This window comes from Vibrio sp. 2134-1 (assembly GCF_033339495.1).
Map to the genome: position 1 here is coordinate 1 of NZ_JAWOUS010000298.1, position 791 is coordinate 791.

The 791-nt window shown below is 49.1% G+C and carries 1 protein-coding gene; it reads left to right on the plus strand.

Features of this window, described 5'->3' with window-relative positions; genetic code table 11:
- On the plus strand, positions 1 to 791 hold a 791-nt coding region (locus tag R7R78_RS25585), incomplete at both ends, for a glycoside hydrolase domain-containing protein (RefSeq protein WP_225474552.1).

The following is a 791-nucleotide window of genomic DNA, read 5'->3' on the forward strand; positions in this document are numbered from 1 at the left end:
ATCTGACCGCTTACCTAAACTTCGGCACAGGCGAAGAACCAATTGAAATCCGCGTGGGTATCTCTCCTGTTAACTGGCAAGGCGCACAGAAAAACTTAGAGGCGGAAGCACCAAGTTTCGACCTAGCACAAGTGAAAGAAGACGCGGAATACGCATGGGCTGAAAAGCTAGCAAAAATCAAAGTCGAAGGCGGCACAAACGCAGAGAAAACCAACTTCTACACTGGCATGTACCACATGATGATCGCGCCAATCGAGTTCTATGATGTGGATGGTCAATACGTGGATATGCTTGGCACAGTGCGCACACTGAAAGATGGCGACACACCAAACTACTCGATTTACTCAACGTGGGATACGTTCCGCGCGGTTCACCCAATGTGGACCATCATCGACCCAGATCAAGCAACGCTATACGTGAAAGACTTGATTCGTAAATCCAACGACGAGTTTGGTTTATTGCCGAAATGGGAAGGACATGGCTCAGAAACCGGCACCATGATCGGCTACCCATCGGCAGCAATTTTGGGCGATGCGGTAACCAAAGGCTTGATTGATGCCGAGCAGGCTTACACCGCGTCAGTAAAATCAGCACGTTACACGCCGCATGAATACCCACAGATTCATGACGACATCCTAAGCTCAATTATGGCAGGTCAGTTGAACTACCACGAGAAAGAACAGTGTGTTCGTTACCCGAACTGGAACTCAGTGTCGTACTCGTTGGAATTCTCATTCTACGATTGGACGATCGCAGAAATGGCGAAAGCTGCTGGCGATATGGACGCGTAT